Below are 16,897 nucleotides of genomic sequence, written 5' to 3'. Positions count from 1 at the left end.
ATGAAGCGGACTGCATTCAAAGGACGGACAAGGCAGGCGGGAAGCGCAGCCGTTGAATTCTCGGTGGTCGCGATTCTTTTTTTTACGGTTGTGTTCGCCACACTCGAGCTGGCACGCGTGGAGTTCCTGCTGAACACATTGGAAGAAGTTACCCGCCGTGCCGCCGCCGCCGCGGCAAACGCCGATTACACGGACACTGCCGCAATACGCAAGATCCAGGCCGACGCGGTCTTCCGTAATTCAGCTGGTCCACTGCCATTGGGAGACCCCGTCACCGCCGATCACGTCAAGATTGATTATTTGTCGGTCTCAAAGGCGACTTGGGACTTCAACCACATGAGTAAACTTCCAGCATGCCCCGCCGGCAATCGGTCGAACTGTATGACCGACCCGACTGGTGACAGTTGCATTCGCTTCGTTCGTGCAAGGATTTGCGCATCAATGGATGACGGGGGCAACTGCACCCAGCTACCCTACCAGATGGTGTTCCCGTTCCTTGACCTCTCCGGGATGAAACTGCCATCCGCCGAGACGATCGTTCCAGCTGGCAGCCTTGGCGCCACTGCCGGTGCCATACCGTGTACCTGACACCTGAAACGCTGCGTCGCTGAGTACGCCAGCAAGAGCGTGATACCGGCCAGCGTCTAGGGCCGATCACTGTTGAAGAAGAGCGCATCAAGGCCCTGGAGCGCGAAGTGCGCGAGCTGCGCAAGGCAAACGAGATCCTGTGTCTGGCGAGTGCGTTTTTCGCCCAAGCGGAGCTCGGCCGCCACTTCAAGTCGTGAGGGCATTTATCGACCAGTACCGCCATGCCTACGGTGTCGAGCCGATCTGCAAGGTAATGCAGGTCGCGCCGTCGGGCTACTGGCGTTATGCAGCGCAGCAGCGCAACCCGGCATTGCGCTGTGCACGAGTCCAGCGTGACGATGTGCTGAGCGTCGACATTGAGCGGGTTTGGCAAGCAAACCTGCAGGTGTACGGCGCCGACAAAGTGTGGCGCCAACTTCAACGTGAGGGAACTGAGGTGGCTCGCTGCACGGTGTAGTGCCTGATGCGCAAGGCCGGCCTGCGTGGCGTCATGCGTGGCAAGGTTGTGCGCACGATGGTTGCCGATGCAAAGGCGCTGTGTCCGCTTGATCGGGTTAATCGCCAGTTCAAGGCACAGCGGCCAAACCAGCTGTGGGTCAGCGATTTCGCCTACGTCTAGACCTGGCAGGGTTTCGTCTATGTCGCTTTCGTGAGCGACGTCTTCGCTCGGCGCATCGTTGGTTGGCGCGTCAGCAACTCGATGCGGACCGACTTCGTGCTCGACCCTTTGGAGCAGGCGCTGTACACCCGTCAGCCCGAACGAAACGAGCTGGTCCATAATAGCGACAGGGGCTCGCAATACGTATTGATAAAGTACAGCGAACGCCTGGCAGAAGCCGGCATCGAGCCGTCTGTGGGCAGCAAGGGAGACAGCTATGACAATGCCTTGGCCGAGGCTATCAGCGGACTCTACAAGGCGGAGTTGATCCACCGTCGGACTCCGTGGAAAACGCGTGAGGCCGTCGAACTGGCCACGCTGGAATGGGTGTCCTAATTTAATCACCACCGCCTGCTGGAACCGCTCGGCTATATACCGCTGGCGGAAGCTGAGGCAAACTATTACGAGCAACTGAGCAGTCAAGCCATCCCGGCCTGACTCACACTAACCGGCCTCCACGAAAGCCGGGGCGGTTCAGCCTGACTTACGTTTGATTCCCTGAACGGCGTTGGTATCAAAGTCAAGAAGCCGGTGCTGCCAGAGAAGGTCGAGAGTGAGCTACTTATTCGGCATCGACACATTTTCGAGGGGCAGACGAATGACCCTATCTGCGCTATTGATTGTCTCTTGGCGGTGTGCAATGCTAATCCGCGTCATGCGGAGCTGAGAGATTGCTGCGTTCACACGGGCTTCATTTTTAGTGTCCAAGTGGCTCGTGGCTTCATCAAGAATAAGCACCTTTGGCTCTCGGTAGAGCGCGCGCGCGAGAAGAATACGTTGTTTTTGCCCTCCGGAAAACGTGCCTCCGGCCTCCCCGACAAGGGTTAGATATTTCATTGGGAGCGCTTCAATTTCGTCAGAGATTTGCGCCAGCGTGGCGGCGCGCTCAACCCGTTCCATGGATGCCTGATCGTCGAAAAACGAAATATTGTCCAGTAGGGAGCCAGATAGCAGCATGTCCTCCTGCATAACAGTTCCGACAATTCCATCGATCTGCAATGGGGCCTCGGTTACGTCTCTGCCGCCAATGATAAGACGCCCCTCCGATAACTCTAGGAGTCCGAGAATGACCTTTGCGAGTGTCGATTTGCCGCACCCGGAGATGCCCGTGATTGCCACATGTTCACCCTGAGCGATAGACACGTTCAATTGCCGGAACACCCACGGCTCATCAGGTCCGTAACGGAATCCAGCGTCAACCAATTCGATCCGGTAGTGGGGAAGAGAAGGAGCTGAGCCAGGCAGTTGCTTCAAATCGACGCGCTCAGTCAGGACAATGTCGCCGAGCCGTTCGCCATGCAACGATAGCATAAACATGTCGATGGCCCTGTCGATGCAAGCACTCAAGCGCCCGCTGAATTGACTAGCATAGCCTTGGAATGCCAAAAGCATACCGACGGTAAATGCGCCATTGCTTGACATAATTTGTCGAGATCCAATCCAAAACACCAGCAGATTCTGAACACCAAAGATTGCGGTGTTCGCCAAGCCGAAAATAGTTGCAAAGCGCTGGGTTCGCAGAGCACGGTTCAAAACATCAACCCGAAGATTGGTCCAGCGTAACTGCCTCGTCTTTTGATAATTAAATAGACGAATTGCCTGAGCCGCACGAATCGACTCCAAAAAGTAGCTCTGCTCTCTCGCACTTAATATGAGCCCTTCGTACCCGGCTTGCCGAAATGACGAATAGGAAAGTGCCCGGAGCACGGCATACATTAAGACAGCGAAACAGACCACTATCGCCAGTTGAGCGCCGTAGACGAACATCATGTAAATAGTAGCGATTGCCATGATTCCGTCGAGCATCGCACCGATGACGCCGCCAGTTAATGTGCCTTGAATTGCACCAAGTGCGGAGAATCTGGACGTGATATCCCCCAGGCTCCTACGTTGAAACCATGTCTCAGGAAGATTAAGTAGATGTAGGAATACATTAGCAGACCATTGCAGGCTGAGATGTGTGGACAGGTAAATCATAGTCCATGAACGAGCCAACCCAATCATGGTCTGTAAAATAAGCAGCAAGCCAAAGCCGAACACCAGCGACTTGACCAAGTCAGCGTCGAGCGCAGATAGGGCATCGTCGACCATCCATTGGTTAAGTAATGGTGATAACAACGCGATCATTTCGAGCAGTAGAGCAAAGACAAACACTGTTGTCAACGCTCGGTAAAGGCCGGTTACACTACCGATAAGGCTACCGATGCGGACTTTTTGGCGCTCGTCTCTTGGTTTGAATTCAAGACTTGGCGTCAGTTCAAGGGCGACGCCCGAGAAACATTTCGAAAGCTCTTTGGAAGTAATCTTGCGCCGTCCAACTGCTGGGTCAATAATAACTATTGAGCGACCCCCGACGCGTTCCAGGATGACGAAATGATTCATGTTCCAGTGGAGAATACATGGGCATTTTAGTTGAATAAGTTCGTGAGGATCCAGTCTTATCGCGCGTGCGTTCAACTGAAGAGCATTTGCATGTTTAACTAGATTGGACAGGGTAAGGCCGTTTCCTGCAGATCCAAAGCGGTTTCTTAGAGAGCGAAGATCGTATTGGAGGCCATGAAAGTCGGCAATCATCGCGAGACACGCTAATCCGCACTCGCTGGCCTCACTCTGGAATATCGCATGAACCCGCTTCGTTCCAAATTCAAGTGTCTTATGCAATTCCAGCACCTTATTTCTGGATTTCACGGACGACATACCGGGTTGCTTGGATACGGCCGTACCTTATACGTGGCTGAGTGATAAAGCGTTGCTTCATATTCCGCACGACCATGTTGATGTGGCCAAAAGGCGCCGCCAGGTCGACGAGCCATAGCGAAGTTCCTTCATTCCATTCGCTGATGTGCAGATTCCACTGGCCTGTGCTGATCACGCGTTTCTCCACGTCGGGCGCCAGAAATGCCCAGCAATAGTAAGCAACTGCCTCCTTCCGAGCGTTATAAAGGATGACAATCTGGTCATGTGCCAGCAGCGAATTGATCACATGGCGGAAGTAAGCCATGTCGCGCGTCTGATGCGCCTTGCTCGCCGTCATAATTTGTGTAAGTGCGCCCAATGACTGCACCGTGCTTTGGGCCTGATCCTCATGCAGAAGCAAGAAGTTTTTCATAGCTCTTTTTGTCCGAAGGTTTTCTGAATGATGTCGAGTGCCTCGTCAGCGCCGAGTCGAAGGCCAGTTCTGAACAATCCCACCCTATTTAGAGCATAGTGGAGATTGTCTACTGCTTTAAATGTGACCTCATTCTCATTCGACAGTCGTTCGATTCCATACTCTACAAGCCCGTTAATGAATGTTCGGAAATCATCTTTTCCAGGAATAAGTTGTTCAATTTCCGGATAGAGATTGGTCCGCCAAAGGCGCGTCAGGGGAGCATTTAGCCTTAACGCATGCAAACGGGTAATAAGACAGTCCGGAGTTTTGCCTTCCTCGTGCGCTAATATGTTGAGGCAGCTAAAATAGGCGGAGATGAGCTGATGCCGTAGAGCATTTGGCAGCGTTGTAACCCGCTGTTCGGCAATCGCAGGGGTATGCGAGATCGCCAACTGCTGCAATATCGTGTTGAGATGATAAGTGCCGCTTTAATGCGGCATCGTTGGCAGGTCGTCATTATTAGTGGAAAGGATAGTGAACGGCATCGAGTTTCCGCTTTGCTGTATGGTCTGCAACACACTCGCGAAATTGTGAGCTAACTCCCGTGGAAACGTTTTTAGCTGAGATTCCGAAAAACCGCTGAGTTTTATGAGTTCGCACGAAAATGTCCGTTTTATCTCTTTCTGCATCACAGTGAATAGTTGAGTTGCCGTGAGCTCTGACTCCTCTGCAAAACGGGGAAAGTATTTACGTAAATAGAAGATCAGGTTCTCTGCCGTGTTAAAGAAGAGCGCTTCTTCCCGAAGAAAATCTGGCGCTCCTCTAGGAATGATGATACGACCGTAATCGCTGAGAGCAGAGATGCTCCCAAAGTCAAGCCAAGATCCATCCATTCCGACATTTGATGACGTGAGGGATCCATGCATGAGCCGTTTGGCCCTCGCTGTCGCAATTTGTTGAGCGTGGCGGACAAAGAGCTTAATCAGTCCTTGTTCGATCGAGGGTATATTTGCTAAGGTTTCGGGGGCGATCAAGCCTTGACAAGCCATGGCGTGGCCGATTCGGCGGATCGCGCGTCGTGTACGTTGAGTGTCATGTGGCAACCTTGTAGTATCGTCAGGTTTGAAGAACACAGCGCGGAAAAAATGCGCTGGACGAAGCTTCGGCTCACGCAAGATGAGAACGCGCGCGATTTGCGTCGGTCCATCAGTCCGAGGGAACTTCACAGGGACAGTCATAGATGTGTCAAGCAACCCGTACGTTCGAGCACTCCCGTAAGGGAGAACGTGAGAAACGATTTCGCCCCATGTTGCTTCGAGAATTCCCTCCTGTAGTGTCGCCCCGCCAAAACGGTGAAAAAATTCAGTTGTCATACCGGCAAGTCGGTTGGGACCAACCCCCTTGATCTGCACGTCTCCCATCAGCCCGCATCTGACGCCACCACCGTTCGCCGCAAGGCCTTGCCCACCATAGCGCTCTCCGTACACTGTCCTGTACCGCCTAGCAGGTTAGCTTCTGCCGAATCCGGGCGTGCATACGCGTATTCCAGCAGCCCTCTTCTAGGCTGAAGGCGAGGGTTCTCCCATAAGGTTGAGGCACTGCGAATTGGTACAACAGTGCATCTCACGAAAGAACTGGATGGTAAGAGATCAGTCAAGTTCATCTGTTATCCGTGCGTGTCCATACGGTTCAAGGGGTCAATAATCCAACGATAGATTGGTCGCCGGTCAACTTCGATACGTGCGAGGACGCTCATGCCTGGCATCAATCCAGCTGAGGTTCGTGGCAAACGAAAAGCAGATGAATCGACTTCCACAAACACGCGGTAAAGTGGGCCATCGTGCTGCTTTGTTGTAGCAGAAGTAACCACGGGTGCCGCATCTATCGAGCGTACTTGGCCGACCAAATAGCCGTAGCGTTGATACGGGAAAGCTTCCACTTGCAGGAAAACCTTCTGATTATGTTTTAGCCACGCGACGGCACGGGACGGAACAGATAACACGGCTTCTACGGGTTTGCCCCGAGGCATCACGGTGGCAAGCTCTTGGCCCGGAATAATGCTACCGCCGGGGCTAATGACATTTAGGATAACTGTTCCGGATATTGGACTGCGATAGATTGTTTGGCTGTTGAGCTGATGCTCCAGTTGTTCTTGGGCGAGACCGGCAAGCATGAGTTTGGCATTGGTAGAGGTTACTTCTTTGTTAGCTCGCTGTTCCCTGCAATCGAATACGTACTGCGTCTGCTGTACAATCATTCCACTTGCGGACCGCTTCAACTCTATCAGTCGCGATTCTTCGCTAACGAGTTCATTTTCTTGCTGAAGCCACTGAACATTTGATATGTAACCCTGGTTTCGCAAAGTTTCCAGATTCGCGCGGATTTTTCGAAGATTTTCGACCCGCTGTTGTTGCAGCTTGGTCTGCATTTTTACGTCATTGAGTTGACTGGTAATTTCCTGCACCTGCTCGCAGGATTTTGCTGACTGGACGTCAGACACCCGGCGCTGAGCAGCACTGAGCGATTTCAGCATTGCGAGCCGACTATCGATAATGGCGGTAATCCGTTCATCATTGACCTGCGCCCCAGAGTCCCGCTGGCTTACAATGGAAAAAAGAGGCTGGCCTTTTTCAACAAGAGCACCCGATTTGACGCTCGTGGTCCTGATTCTTCCTGCTTCAGTAGCGATAATCGCTGCGTTTCCGCCGACCACGTTCAGTTCGCCGCTGATCGTGATCGTTTTTGTGTAATCAAACGCGACGATGTAAGAGGCAAGGCAAAATCCGAGTGCCACTGCAGCAAGCAACGCAATCTTGCCCCGTACAGGTTGAGACAGAACAATCGCACCTTCGCCTTTGGCAAGAAGTTGTTGAGTAGCTTCGGTGCGAAACAGAGGAGTCGGCGCGCCTATTTGATCGTCAGGCATAAGACAAAGGAACCGGGGTAGGCTCTTTTCGAATTAATATTACGAAGGCAGCGATGGCTGCGGTAATAAGGCTCACCGAATTGGCACTCATGAGGAGCTGGGACCACGTTAAATCGTCCAACGCGTGCTCACTCATAAGGGCTAACTTGCTTACGGCGATATAACCAATCGTATTGGTCATTGTATGAAGGATGATGCTTGCTACAAGGTTGCCGGAGTAGGCCCGCAGGACGCCCGCCGCCAAGCCGAACAACAGAGGAGTTGGCAACAAGGTAAGATGCATCAGGTAGAACACCACGGTGGTAATCACAACCGCCATCCGTGCGGTCAGCTTTTCCGCAAGCTGCTGCTGAATAAACTCCCGAAATATCACTTCTTCCAAGGCGGCTGTGCCAAATGCCTGAACAAAAGCGTATATAGTCATCCTGGCAGCGAGGGGCGCTATTGTGGCTTCAATGACTTGGGATAGTGGAACGACAGCGCAAACGAACGTGATAAACGTGCCCAGATACAGTCCGAGAATGACTAGGCTCGACACCCATTGGTATTCTCCAGCCCTTCTCCTTATGCTCCAACGGGTCAGAAATAGGCTGGCAATTACCATAACTCCAGCCGCGATACCGAGGGTCTCTGGCGGTCCGCTCATGGGGTAGAAAACCGCTTTTGTAAAGAATATGGCGATTAGGCAAAGGAACGCGAGCATGGTTAAAATGCGGCCCGGTAGACCAGACCGCTAAAAAGAGGTTAAGGTACCGGCTTGACGGTCATTCCCTTCACGAAGTCAGGGTTGTTCTTCCCAAACTCATCGAGACCCCTGATCACGTCTTGCGCTGCAGTAGTGCAAACCGCTGCTGCTGCTGCTGCATTTCCCAATGTCGGGGTCTTTTTCCCTTTATCGATCGCGGCCTTGCAAGCTAGTGCCTCCAATGCAATCTTGGTAGCTTGCGAAACGGGCTTGCCGCCGCTGGCTTCCACGGAGGTATTCTCGGTCGTGTATTCGGAAAAGTCGGCGCCCAGTGCATTCGTGGAGCCACCGATGTTGTGACCAGTTACATGAACGGTAGAGCCATCGCCGCCAGACACGTGATCCAACTCAAGTTTAGATATGATGCGCATGCGAACCTGCAAAAGATTATCAAGATAACCATCAAAGTAGAACATCACCAGCACATTAAATGTACTGCAGGAAATCCCCATGGGAATTGCGCAAGGGCAACAAACTATCTCAAGATGGCACCGATTAGGCTGAACGGTAAATCCCCACCTCACCAAGGATCACCAAATCAATCAATCTGCATCGGGGATGGCGTAAGCCGCCCCGCCTGTCTGCCTGCTGCACTTGGACGCCACAGAGTCGAATCCGGCCAAGTCCCGGTGCATGAGGAATTTGGTGGCGCGTTCATCTGATGACTCAACGAGCGCATGGCGCGATCGGTGTAGTCCGTGAGCAGCAGCTCGTCAATGAGCCATTTCGACGATGTGACTGCGCTTTCACCTTGCTCTGGCGGATCAGCCTAGGTACCTGTCATCCTATGCAGACCCAATAATTCCTTGAGTTTAGCGGTAACGACACGCATGGTTGACCGCCTCACGCAGGCCGTCGTAGCGGCTAGTTATCGGCGAGTGGCGTTTCCCCTCAGTGCCCGGGGCATCTCAACGCGCGCAGGTGAAGGGGTGGCATTCAGCAAGCCAGCCTGTTCTGAATATGTCCGGCACTAAGCACGCCAGACTCGATTAGAAGCAAAGAATTTTTAGAAGGTAAAAGACTTCCATAGACCAGATGTTCGTTCAATAGCGGCGGTTCTAATAGTCGAAACCGATAGAATCTGCGTCTTGATATTATCTGTCGAGCCAAGTTGTTCAATAGAATAGGTCAGCGAAAGCCGTCCAAGTAAGGCAGCTGTCAGTCAAGGATCTGTGACCGGAATAAGCAGTTGAGTGGTTAGCCATACCTTATGGCTTAGTGCGCGCGTGGTGAAGATCCTTGGCTTTAATTTTTGTGTACCGCGCCAGCATCTTCCAGTCGCGGTGGCCGGAAACCAATGCGACCTCATGGATCTGGTAGCCTTGCTCGAAGAGTCGAGACACGCCTTCGTGCCGTAGGTCGTGGAAGTGCAGATCCTTGATCCCGAGGGCGTTCTTGGCCCGAGGGAAAATCGTGGTAATGGTATCGACTTTCACCGGGAATATCCTCGATTCGCATGTGATCTGCGCCGGCCGAGGTTGGCGTTGAATTATCTCGTACGTTTTGCCGAGCAAAGGCACTTCCTGATCATTCCCTTGTTTTTGCCGAGGATGTTTTCGATCGCGAATGATGATGGTTCGATCGGTTTCATTTAGGTCAATCCAGCGAAGGCGAGTGATTTCGTCTACGCGCATCGCTGACTCTGTCGCAAAATGGATGATGTCGCGCATAGGCAAGCTTGAATGCTTGTCCAGGTAATCGCATAGATCAGAAATTTCTTTTTCGGTCGGCCGGCGCGCTCGCTCGTTGGACTTTGTCGAGATTTTGAGATGCGCCATGTTCGCCCGAGCACTGTTAAGAGGCTCGAGGTCCAGGGGAAGTTTGCGGAGGTCTCGTGCCGACTTGAAGACGCTCCCCAGGTACGTCAGATCGATGCTGATCGTTATCCCCGAGGCTCCGGCTTTACGACGGTCGCGTACGAAGGTGGTGAGGTAGTCGGCCGAGCTGTCGGCCAGGCTGATGTGACCGCGCGTGCGCTGCCACGTCAGCAGCACCGCAATCTTGTTCTTTCCGAACTGGTGGGCGGTGCCGACTTCCTCGAAGTACCAATCAATGAGCTTTTTTACGGTAATATTCGCTAGCCCGCGAGTGTCGTTGAAGCGCCGGGCATCCATCTCAGCCTCGATCTTACGCGCCCACGCGACGGCCTGCGCCTTCGTAGAAAAAGTTTCCGAAATGGACTTGTACCCCTTGCGGCGGACCTGTGCACGCCAGGCGTCCCCAACTTTAAGTATCGAAGCCATCTGTAGCAAATTTGTAGCAACGAGAGGGAGAAAGTAGGGCAGTTTGCGGGAAACTGAGGGAAGTAGGGTTGATGCCTCTCAGAGGGAAAACTAGGATTTTGATGAAATACAGTAAGCGAAAATTATCTGTAGCACCCATGATGGACTGGACGGACCGCCACTGCCGCGTGTTCCACCGCCAGATCACCCGCCACACCTGGATGTACACCGAAATGGTGACCACCGGAGCGCTGGTGTACGGCGACGTCGAGCGCCACCTGCGCTACGACGACATCGAGCACCCGGTCGCCCTGCAGCTGGGCGGCAGCGAGCCAGGCGACCTGGCCAAGAGCGCGAAGCTGGGCGAGCAGTGGGGTTATGACGAGATCAACCTGAACTGCGGCTGCCCGTCCGAGCGCGTGCAGAAGGGCGCGTTCGGCGCCTGCCTTATGAACGAGCCGCAACTGGTGGCCGACTGCGTGAAGGCGATGCGCGACGCCGTTTCCATCGACGTGACCGTCAAGCACCGCATCGGCATCGACTACAACGAAGACTATGGCTATGTGCGCGACTTCGTCGGCACGATCGCCGACGCCGGCTGCAAGACCTTCATCGTGCACGCCCGCAATGCCGTGCTGAAGGGCCTGTCGCCCAAGGAAAACCGCGAGATCCCGCCGCTGCGCTACCAGGTCGCCTATGAACTCAAGCGCGAGTTCCCCGGCCTGGAAATCATCATCAACGGCGGCATCAAGACCAGCGACGAGATCGAAAGCCACCTGCAGCACGTCGACGGCGTCATGATCGGCCGCGAGGCTTATCACAACCCCTGGCTGATGGCCGACTGGGACGCCCGTTTCTACGGCGACGAGCAGGGCGGCCCGGCCTCGCGCGAGCAGGTGCTGGAAGCGATGATTCCTTACATCCGCGCGCAACTCGAGCGCTATGGTCCGCTGGGCCTGCGCCTGAACAGCATCACCCGCCACATGCTGGGCCTGATGGCCGGCCTGCCGGGGGCGCGTGCCTTCCGCCAGTTGCTGTCGGACTCGCGCCGCCTGGCCGAGGGCAATCCGGAACTGCTGCTGGAAGCCGCCGGGCGCATGCGAAAAGCAGCTTGATCCATTGACTTTTTGTTACGGCGGCGCCAGGCAGGGCCGCCTTATTTGTTCGAAATCCGCCACAGGGCGCTTGTCCAGACAGCTGGCCGCCTTCATTTTCCTTGCTCGGTAGCAAGAATAGACCCATAATTCGGGCTCTTCTCCCCGCTTGACCCGTCATATTGTTGTAGTAGCGAAACAGTATTGAGATGGATCATGTTTACTCGATGCAATTGCAGAGTTTTGATTTATCCTGACGGAAATACACAAAAGTTCACGGAGAAGTTGAACTTTTAGTAACAAAAGCGACGCGCGGCGCAGAAGGTTCCGGGCGGATCCACTCATTTGAACCAGGGAAGACAGTAAATGAATTTATCCAACATGAAGGTCGGCATGCGTCTGGCGCTGGGCTTCGCTCTCGTGCTCGCGCTGATGGTCATCCTGACCGTCGTCGGCGTGGTGCGTATGGCGCAGATCCAGAACCGCCTCGATCATGTCGTGAGCGTGAACAACGTCGTGACCCGCCTGGTCGTCGACATGCGCAATAACGTCAGCGAACGCGTCACCTCGCTGCGTACCCTGACCCTGATGACCGACCCGGCCGACATGGAGCCGGAACTGAACCGTTTCAAGGAACAGACCGGCAAATACGACGCGCTCCAGCAGAAGCTGGCCGGGAAGTTCTCGGTCGAAGCCTCGGCTGAAGAGAAGGCCCTGCTGGCGCAGATCAAGGATGCGGAAGGCGTCGCCATGCCGGCCATCGCCAAGGCATCGTCGCTCTACCTGGCCAACAACGCGATGGACGCGACCCGCGTGATGGTCAAGGAAATCCGCCCGGCCCAGAAAAAGTGGCTGGACGCGCTCGATCAGCTCGGCGCGCTGGAAGACAAGCAGAACAGCCAGACCCAGACCGATGCGGAAGCCCAGTTCGTCAGCGCACGTAACTTCATGCTGGTCCTGCTGGCCCTCGCCGTTGCGATGGGCGTGGCGGCTGCCTACATCATCACCCGCGGCCTGCTGAAGCAGCTGGGCGCCGAGCCGAGCTACACCTCGAAGATCGCCACCAGCATCGCCGAAGGCGACCTGTCGATCGCCATCGACACCAAGTCGTCAGACCGCGGCAGCCTGCTGAGCGAAATGAAACAAATGCGCAACAGCCTGGTCGACATCGTCAGCCAGGTCCGTCGCGGCACCCACACCATCACCACCGCATCGCGTGAAATCGCCGCCGGCAACACCGACCTGTCCTCGCGTACCGAACTGCAGGCCAGCTCGCTGGAGAAGACCGCCTCGGCCATGGAAGAACTGACCTCGACCGTGAAGCAGAACGCCGAGAACGCCCGTGAAGCCAACCAACTCGCCGCCACCGCATCGGATGTGGCGCGCAAGGGCGGCGAAGTGGTGTCGCAAGTGGTCGGCACCATGGGTGAGATCAATAGCTCGGCCAGCAAGATCGCCGACATCATCGGTGTGATCGACGGCATCGCTTTCCAGACCAACATCCTGGCGCTGAACGCCGCCGTCGAAGCGGCCCGTGCCGGCGAACAGGGCCGCGGTTTCGCGGTCGTGGCCTCCGAAGTGCGCAACCTGGCCCAGCGTTCGGCTGCCGCAGCGAAAGAGATCAAGACCCTGATCGGCGACTCCGTCGAGAAGATCGGCCGCGGTTCCAAGCTGGTCGGCCAGGCCGGCGTGACCATGGATGAAGTGGTGGGCAGCGTCAAGCGCGTGACCGACATCATGAGCGAGATCGCCAACGCCAGCGCCGAGCAGAGCGCCGGTATCGAACAGGTCAACCTGTCGATCATCGAAATGGACGGCATGACCCAGCAGAACGCCGCACTGGTCGAGCAGGCGGCCGCCGCCTTCCAGAGCCTGCAGGATCAGGCTGCCGAGCTGCAGCGCGTGGTCAGCATCTTCAAGGTCGAAGGCGAAGAAGCCGCGGCGGCACCGGCAGCGCCGGCCTCGACCGCTGTGGCAACCCGCGCCGTGGTCGCCCGCCCGGCCCGCAGGCCAGCCGCATCGCCACAGCTGAAGAAGCCGGCCGCCGTCCGCAAGCCGGCTGCGCCGAAGGCAGACGAAGCACAGGCGCCGGAATCCGGCAGCGGCTCGTCGACCTCGAAGAAAGTCGCCGCCGCAGCCGCCAGCGACGACTGGGAAGAATTCTGAGCCAGGACGGCTCGTCGAACGGCCGGTAAGCCTACCGGCCATTTAAAAAAACTTTGTTATTTAGGGGAAATTAAAATGTCCAACAAGAAATTCGCCGCTGTCCTGTTTGCTGGCCTGTTCGCTGCCGGTTTCGCTGCTGCCGCTGAAACCCCGGCTTCCTTCGATCCGTCGAAGTGCAAGGTCGAATACCCGAAAGCGTCGCTGATGAACGAAGAGCAGGGCGTGACCTCGATGTCCTTCCAGGTCAACGTCGACGGTTCGGTTGCCGATTCGAAGCTGGAAAAATCGAGTGGTTTCAAGGGTCTGGACAAGGCAGCCATGAAAGGCCTGGCAGCTTGCAAGTTCAAGCCGGGCACCAAGGACGGCGCACCGGCCCAGACCTGGACCAAGGTCGACTACGCCTGGAAGCTGGACTAATCCTGCGTTCCTGCTGAAGTAAAAGAAACCGGCCCGCGTGGCCGGTTTGTCGTTTACTGGTCCGGACGCACCAGGCCGCGCTGGAAGATGTAGTCCGCCACCTGGCGGCCGGTGACGATGCCCTGCGCCTTGTCAAATTGCCAGTGAATGCCCAGGTAGATCCGGCTCTGGCCGTTTTCTTCTTCTGCCTGCGCGAGGGTCCGGTAGCTGCGTGGCGCGCGCGGCCTCACGCGGCCGCGGTTGTCGCGGGTAATGCCGTTGAGCTCGTCGGAAAGGAAGGTGAACGCGACATTGTCGCCATAGAACCTCCGCAGTATCTGGAACATTGCGCTGCCGAGTTCGGCATGGCCGGACGGATAGGCGGGGAAGGGCGGCGTGAAGTTTGGCCCGGTCAGGTTGCTTGCTTGCGCTCCCAGCGGGGTCCAGTAGGGATCGGCCCGGGTGGTCGGATTGCCGTCGCCCAGGCCGGTCGGACCGGTGCCCGGACTGGCTTCGCGGATCGCGGTGACCGGGCGCCAGAAATTGAGGCGGTACTTGTCTTCCCAGGCGGCGATGGTGGCGTCGGCGATGGCTGCGTTCACCAACGCCAGCACGCGCGCCAGCTCGAGCGGATCGGCGCTGCGCTGCAGGGCCAGCTGCACCGCGATCTGGTTGTACAGGCGCGGCCGCGTGCCGATCCAGGCGCCGCCATCGTAACTCCAGAAGATGCCGATCCGGGTCTGGTCCGGCGTACGCCGCGTCGGCGTCAGGATGCCATCGCCACCGAATGCCTTGACTTCGTTGAAGGCGCGGGCGTACGTGTCGCTGGTCAGCGCCGGCGGCGGGGGAGGCCGGAACAGGGCGGTCGACGGCAGGACGAAAGGCTTGATATGCCAATAGGCGCCGAGGGCGATCCGGATGCCGCTTACCGGGTCGGGACGCCACTTGCCGGGGGCATCGCTGACGTGATAGTCGATGCCGACGACCGGCTCGCCGTAGTACACGCCGTCGTCGGCGCGCAAGGCGAGCAGCGCCGCCGCCGCGCGGCGTCCGATATCGACGCCGTCGAGTTTGCGTCGTCCGTCCGGTAGCCTGGCCAGGTCCTGTGCCAGCCAGGCGTCGAGACGCTGCCGCTGACGCGAATAATGCGCAACCAGGATATCGTGGGTGGCCTGGGCGATCGCGGCGTCGGGCGAGCTGTCGGCAAAGGCCGGCAGATCGCCGCTGTAGCCTGGATAGCGGCGGTAGATGGCATTCAGGGCGTCATAGACCGCGAGCTGGACGATTGCCATCAGGCGGCTGGTGCGCGTCGGTCCGAGCTGTTCGGCGACGACGGTGGCGCCGCCTGTGAATGGGGGCGTGTGATCGACGGCGATCGTGCGCAGCGCGACTTCATTCCAGTAGGCCAGGCGAGCGGCTGGGGCAGGACCCGCCGGCGGCGCGTAGCGCGGCGGCAGTTCACGCGTGCCCGGCTGGGTTTCGTAAGTCGGCGATGTGACCGGCGGGCGCGGCGCTCCGGCTCGTGCAGTGAGGGTAGCGCTCGCGGCCAGGATGGAAAACAGCAGCATACAGAACGGTACACCGATGCGCGATTTCATGACGGTTCCCTCGTCGATTGGTGTTGGCGGGCAAGCCTGCAAGCCGATCCTGCTGGGCCGCTTTCCCGATATCTCGACAGTACGCAGGTGGCTGCGCGCACTCAAGCCTAACCGTGACGGGTACTGATTCACGCCAAATCCGGTACCACCGCGAAAATGAGAGGGTGCAGTGCGCTCATTGTTTGGCGGTTACATATTTGTGGCGCACTGTGTCGATTGTAAAAACTTGCATCAAACTTACTGTGCGTTAGTTTGGATCGCTATAGTGGACTCACACCAATCAAAAGGAGAAGCATCATGAAACGAATCCTCTGTGCCGCTGCCGCAGCCCTGATCAGCACCGCCGCATTCGTCCCGGCGCAGGCCTTCGCGAAAGGTGACGTCCTGGTCGTACGCACCGCCCCGCCGGCCCCGCGCCACGAAATGGTGCCCCACGCACGCCGCGGCTACGAATGGGCCCCGGGCTACTGGAACTGGAACGGTCACCGCTACGTATGGCAGAAGGGCCATTTCGAGAAAGTTCGCAAAGGCTACTCGTATCACCGCCCGGAATGGCGCCAGGACGGCAACGGCTGGACGCTGCAACGTGGCGGCTGGGACCGTGACGGCGACGGCGTGCCGAACCGCCAAGACAACCGCCCGAACAACCCGAACCGTTCGTAAGCCGTCTTTAGCTTTAGCTGATGCAAGAAGCCAGTCCGCGTGACTGGCTTTTTGTTTTTTGGCAGTTCAGCCAGTGAGGATGCGCAAGCCGGCCGTATGCCGCGTGCCTAGCATGGAAAGTCCGTATATTGTCGGAATTGCACCATGCTTTATCTTGTTGGCAAGAAAATTGCGCTGGCTTTCGTGCTGCTTTCGTCGGCCGCGGCACAGGCTGCCGTACTCGAATGTCCCATCAACGCCCCGGCTGACTGGAAGACGCCCAGGTCCAGGCTGGACCGGGCGCGGGTGTTTGCCTATCTGCCCGGCACGCGGGCAGATGAGCGTTCTTTGGCAGAGGGATTGCCCGAGAAGGAGTGGCAGACCGGCGGGACCTTGTACCAGGCCTGGAATATGAAGGCCGGGCCGCGTTCGATGATTCGGCAGGTCTATTGCAGCTATACCGGGACCGGGCGATACATTCGCTTCGATGCGCGTACGACGGCGCGCTGCCTGGCCAAGCGGCGGGTGCGGGGGGATGCCTTGATGGCGGGGTCGCTGGAGTTCCGGTGCAGGTGAGGGACGCGGAAAAACAAAAAGCCCGGTCTCGCGATCCGGGCTTTTCATCGTATTCTTTTGGGGTGGCTGATGGGACTCGAACCCACGACAACAGGAATCACAATCCAGCAGCGAGACCATGATTTACTCAACAGGATCAACGCCTTGCGTTTTTGCCGTTACAACGGATCGCGATTTTTGGCGCTGGTTTTCCCC

Annotated in this window: 15 protein-coding genes, 1 pseudogene and 1 other annotated feature; of the genes and pseudogenes, 7 read left to right on the top strand and 9 right to left on the bottom strand. The window is 56.8% G+C overall.

The genetic code is table 11. The features are described from left to right. Positions 1-588: a TadE/TadG family type IV pilus assembly protein gene (locus tag ACFPO9_RS19845; protein WP_379773892.1), complete on the top strand. Its 588-nt coding sequence runs from the start codon at positions 1-3 to the stop codon at positions 586-588. Continuing rightward, positions 579-1,684: pseudogene (locus ACFPO9_RS19840) on the top strand (IS3 family transposase). The gene ACFPO9_RS19845 and the pseudogene ACFPO9_RS19840 overlap by 10 nt, the downstream one beginning before the upstream one ends. Next, positions 740-856 (top strand) — a sequence feature (AL1L pseudoknot). (Overlaps the previous pseudogene by 117 nt.) 120 nt (positions 1,685-1,804) lie before the next feature. Here ACFPO9_RS19840 and ACFPO9_RS19835 read toward each other — a convergent pair. The 8 genes from ACFPO9_RS19835 to ACFPO9_RS19800 form a co-directional block, all read right to left on the bottom strand. Then, the gene (locus ACFPO9_RS19835) at positions 1,805-3,943 is read right to left on the bottom strand and encodes a peptidase domain-containing ABC transporter (RefSeq protein ID WP_379773890.1); all 2,139 of its coding nucleotides are present in this window, start codon (positions 3,941-3,943) and stop codon (positions 1,805-1,807) included. Then, positions 3,918-4,355 carry a toxin-activating lysine-acyltransferase gene (locus ACFPO9_RS19830; protein WP_379773888.1) on the bottom strand — a complete coding sequence of 146 codons (438 nt, stop codon included), beginning with the start codon at positions 4,353-4,355 and terminating at the stop codon, positions 3,918-3,920. Before ACFPO9_RS19830 ends, ACFPO9_RS19835 begins: the two co-directional genes overlap by 26 nt. Further along, on the bottom strand, positions 4,352-4,789 hold the full coding sequence (locus tag ACFPO9_RS19825) for a hypothetical protein (RefSeq protein WP_379773885.1): 438 nt from the start codon (positions 4,787-4,789) through the stop codon (positions 4,352-4,354). Before ACFPO9_RS19825 ends, ACFPO9_RS19830 begins: the two co-directional genes overlap by 4 nt. A 36-nt stretch (positions 4,790-4,825) precedes the next feature. Beyond that, positions 4,826-5,758, bottom strand: coding sequence for a hypothetical protein (locus ACFPO9_RS19820; RefSeq protein ID WP_379773883.1), 933 nt, complete (start codon positions 5,756-5,758; stop codon positions 4,826-4,828). Positions 5,759-6,003: 245 nt separating this feature from the next. After that, complete coding sequence (locus tag ACFPO9_RS19815) at positions 6,004-7,263, bottom strand: HlyD family efflux transporter periplasmic adaptor subunit (protein WP_379773880.1); 1,260 nt, start codon at positions 7,261-7,263, stop codon at positions 6,004-6,006. Continuing rightward, positions 7,256-7,966, bottom strand: a complete 711-nt coding sequence (locus ACFPO9_RS19810) for a CPBP family intramembrane glutamic endopeptidase (protein WP_379773877.1) — start codon at positions 7,964-7,966, stop codon at positions 7,256-7,258. The genes ACFPO9_RS19815 and ACFPO9_RS19810 overlap by 8 nt, the downstream gene beginning before the upstream one ends. A 41-nt stretch (positions 7,967-8,007) precedes the next feature. Next, positions 8,008-8,433 (bottom strand): hypothetical protein, encoded by a 426-nt coding sequence (locus tag ACFPO9_RS19805; RefSeq protein WP_379773876.1) that lies wholly within the window; start codon positions 8,431-8,433, stop codon positions 8,008-8,010. Positions 8,434-9,216: 783 nt separating this feature from the next. Next, positions 9,217-10,251, bottom strand: a complete 1,035-nt coding sequence (locus tag ACFPO9_RS19800) for a tyrosine-type recombinase/integrase (protein WP_379773873.1) — start codon at positions 10,249-10,251, stop codon at positions 9,217-9,219. A 101-nt stretch (positions 10,252-10,352) separates the two neighbouring features. On the opposite strand from ACFPO9_RS19800, the gene dusA reads away from it, so the two are divergent. The 3 genes from dusA to ACFPO9_RS19785 all read left to right on the top strand — a co-directional run bounded on the left by dusA (position 10,353) and on the right by ACFPO9_RS19785 (position 13,907). Further along, on the top strand, positions 10,353-11,345 hold the full coding sequence (dusA, locus tag ACFPO9_RS19795; protein ID WP_379773870.1) for a tRNA dihydrouridine(20/20a) synthase DusA: 993 nt from the start codon (positions 10,353-10,355) through the stop codon (positions 11,343-11,345). Between the two features lie 345 nt (positions 11,346-11,690). Beyond that, positions 11,691-13,490 carry a methyl-accepting chemotaxis protein gene (locus tag ACFPO9_RS19790; RefSeq protein ID WP_379773868.1) on the top strand — a complete coding sequence of 600 codons (1,800 nt, stop codon included), beginning with the start codon at positions 11,691-11,693 and terminating at the stop codon, positions 13,488-13,490. 75 nt (positions 13,491-13,565) lie between these two features. Next, complete coding sequence (locus ACFPO9_RS19785) at positions 13,566-13,907, top strand: energy transducer TonB (RefSeq protein ID WP_379773865.1); 342 nt, start codon at positions 13,566-13,568, stop codon at positions 13,905-13,907. Between the two features lie 53 nt (positions 13,908-13,960). Here the strand turns inward: ACFPO9_RS19785 and ACFPO9_RS19780 are convergent, their stop codons facing one another. Further along, on the bottom strand, positions 13,961-15,484 hold the full coding sequence (locus ACFPO9_RS19780; RefSeq protein WP_379773863.1) for a vanadium-dependent haloperoxidase: 1,524 nt from the start codon (positions 15,482-15,484) through the stop codon (positions 13,961-13,963). A 297-nt stretch (positions 15,485-15,781) separates the two neighbouring features. On the opposite strand from ACFPO9_RS19780, the gene ACFPO9_RS19775 reads away from it, so the two are divergent. Together ACFPO9_RS19775 and ACFPO9_RS19770 are read left to right on the top strand one after the other, a co-directional pair. Further along, positions 15,782-16,147 carry a hypothetical protein gene (locus ACFPO9_RS19775; RefSeq protein ID WP_379773861.1) on the top strand — a complete coding sequence of 122 codons (366 nt, stop codon included), beginning with the start codon at positions 15,782-15,784 and terminating at the stop codon, positions 16,145-16,147. A gap of 144 nt (positions 16,148-16,291) precedes the next feature. Further along, a complete protein-coding gene (locus tag ACFPO9_RS19770; RefSeq protein ID WP_379773859.1) occupies positions 16,292-16,702 on the top strand; it encodes a hypothetical protein in 411 nt (136 codons plus the stop codon). Positions 16,703-16,897 lie beyond the last annotated feature (195 nt).

The organism is Massilia aerilata, from assembly GCF_042656905.1.
In the GTDB taxonomy this organism is placed as follows: domain Bacteria; phylum Pseudomonadota; class Gammaproteobacteria; order Burkholderiales; family Burkholderiaceae_D; genus Telluria; species Telluria aerilata.
Note: the sequence above shows the minus strand (reverse complement) of the source record. Positions and strands in the feature narration are given on the sequence as shown.

What these genes read in the sequence shown, in the direction of transcription:
- ACFPO9_RS19810 (WP_379773877.1), bottom strand. Translation starts at nt 7,966, where the DNA reads ATGCTCGCGTTCCTTTGCCTAATCGCCATATTCTTTACAAAAGCGGTT.
- ACFPO9_RS19780 (WP_379773863.1), bottom strand. Translation starts at nt 15,484, where the DNA reads ATGAAATCGCGCATCGGTGTACCGTTCTGTATGCTGCTGTTTTCCATC.
- ACFPO9_RS19820 (WP_379773883.1), bottom strand. Translation starts at nt 5,758, where the DNA reads ATGGGAGACGTGCAGATCAAGGGGGTTGGTCCCAACCGACTTGCCGGT.
- ACFPO9_RS19790 (WP_379773868.1), top strand. Translation starts at nt 11,691, where the DNA reads ATGAATTTATCCAACATGAAGGTCGGCATGCGTCTGGCGCTGGGCTTC.
- ACFPO9_RS19775 (WP_379773861.1), top strand. Translation starts at nt 15,782, where the DNA reads ATGAAACGAATCCTCTGTGCCGCTGCCGCAGCCCTGATCAGCACCGCC.
- ACFPO9_RS19785 (WP_379773865.1), top strand. Translation starts at nt 13,566, where the DNA reads ATGTCCAACAAGAAATTCGCCGCTGTCCTGTTTGCTGGCCTGTTCGCT.
- ACFPO9_RS19770 (WP_379773859.1), top strand. Translation starts at nt 16,292, where the DNA reads ATGCTTTATCTTGTTGGCAAGAAAATTGCGCTGGCTTTCGTGCTGCTT.
- ACFPO9_RS19800 (WP_379773873.1), bottom strand. Translation starts at nt 10,251, where the DNA reads ATGGCTTCGATACTTAAAGTTGGGGACGCCTGGCGTGCACAGGTCCGC.
- ACFPO9_RS19830 (WP_379773888.1), bottom strand. Translation starts at nt 4,355, where the DNA reads ATGAAAAACTTCTTGCTTCTGCATGAGGATCAGGCCCAAAGCACGGTG.
- dusA (WP_379773870.1), top strand. Translation starts at nt 10,353, where the DNA reads ATGAAATACAGTAAGCGAAAATTATCTGTAGCACCCATGATGGACTGG.
- ACFPO9_RS19845 (WP_379773892.1), top strand. Translation starts at nt 1, where the DNA reads ATGAAGCGGACTGCATTCAAAGGACGGACAAGGCAGGCGGGAAGCGCA.
- ACFPO9_RS19835 (WP_379773890.1), bottom strand. Translation starts at nt 3,943, where the DNA reads ATGTCGTCCGTGAAATCCAGAAATAAGGTGCTGGAATTGCATAAGACA.
- ACFPO9_RS19815 (WP_379773880.1), bottom strand. Translation starts at nt 7,263, where the DNA reads ATGCCTGACGATCAAATAGGCGCGCCGACTCCTCTGTTTCGCACCGAA.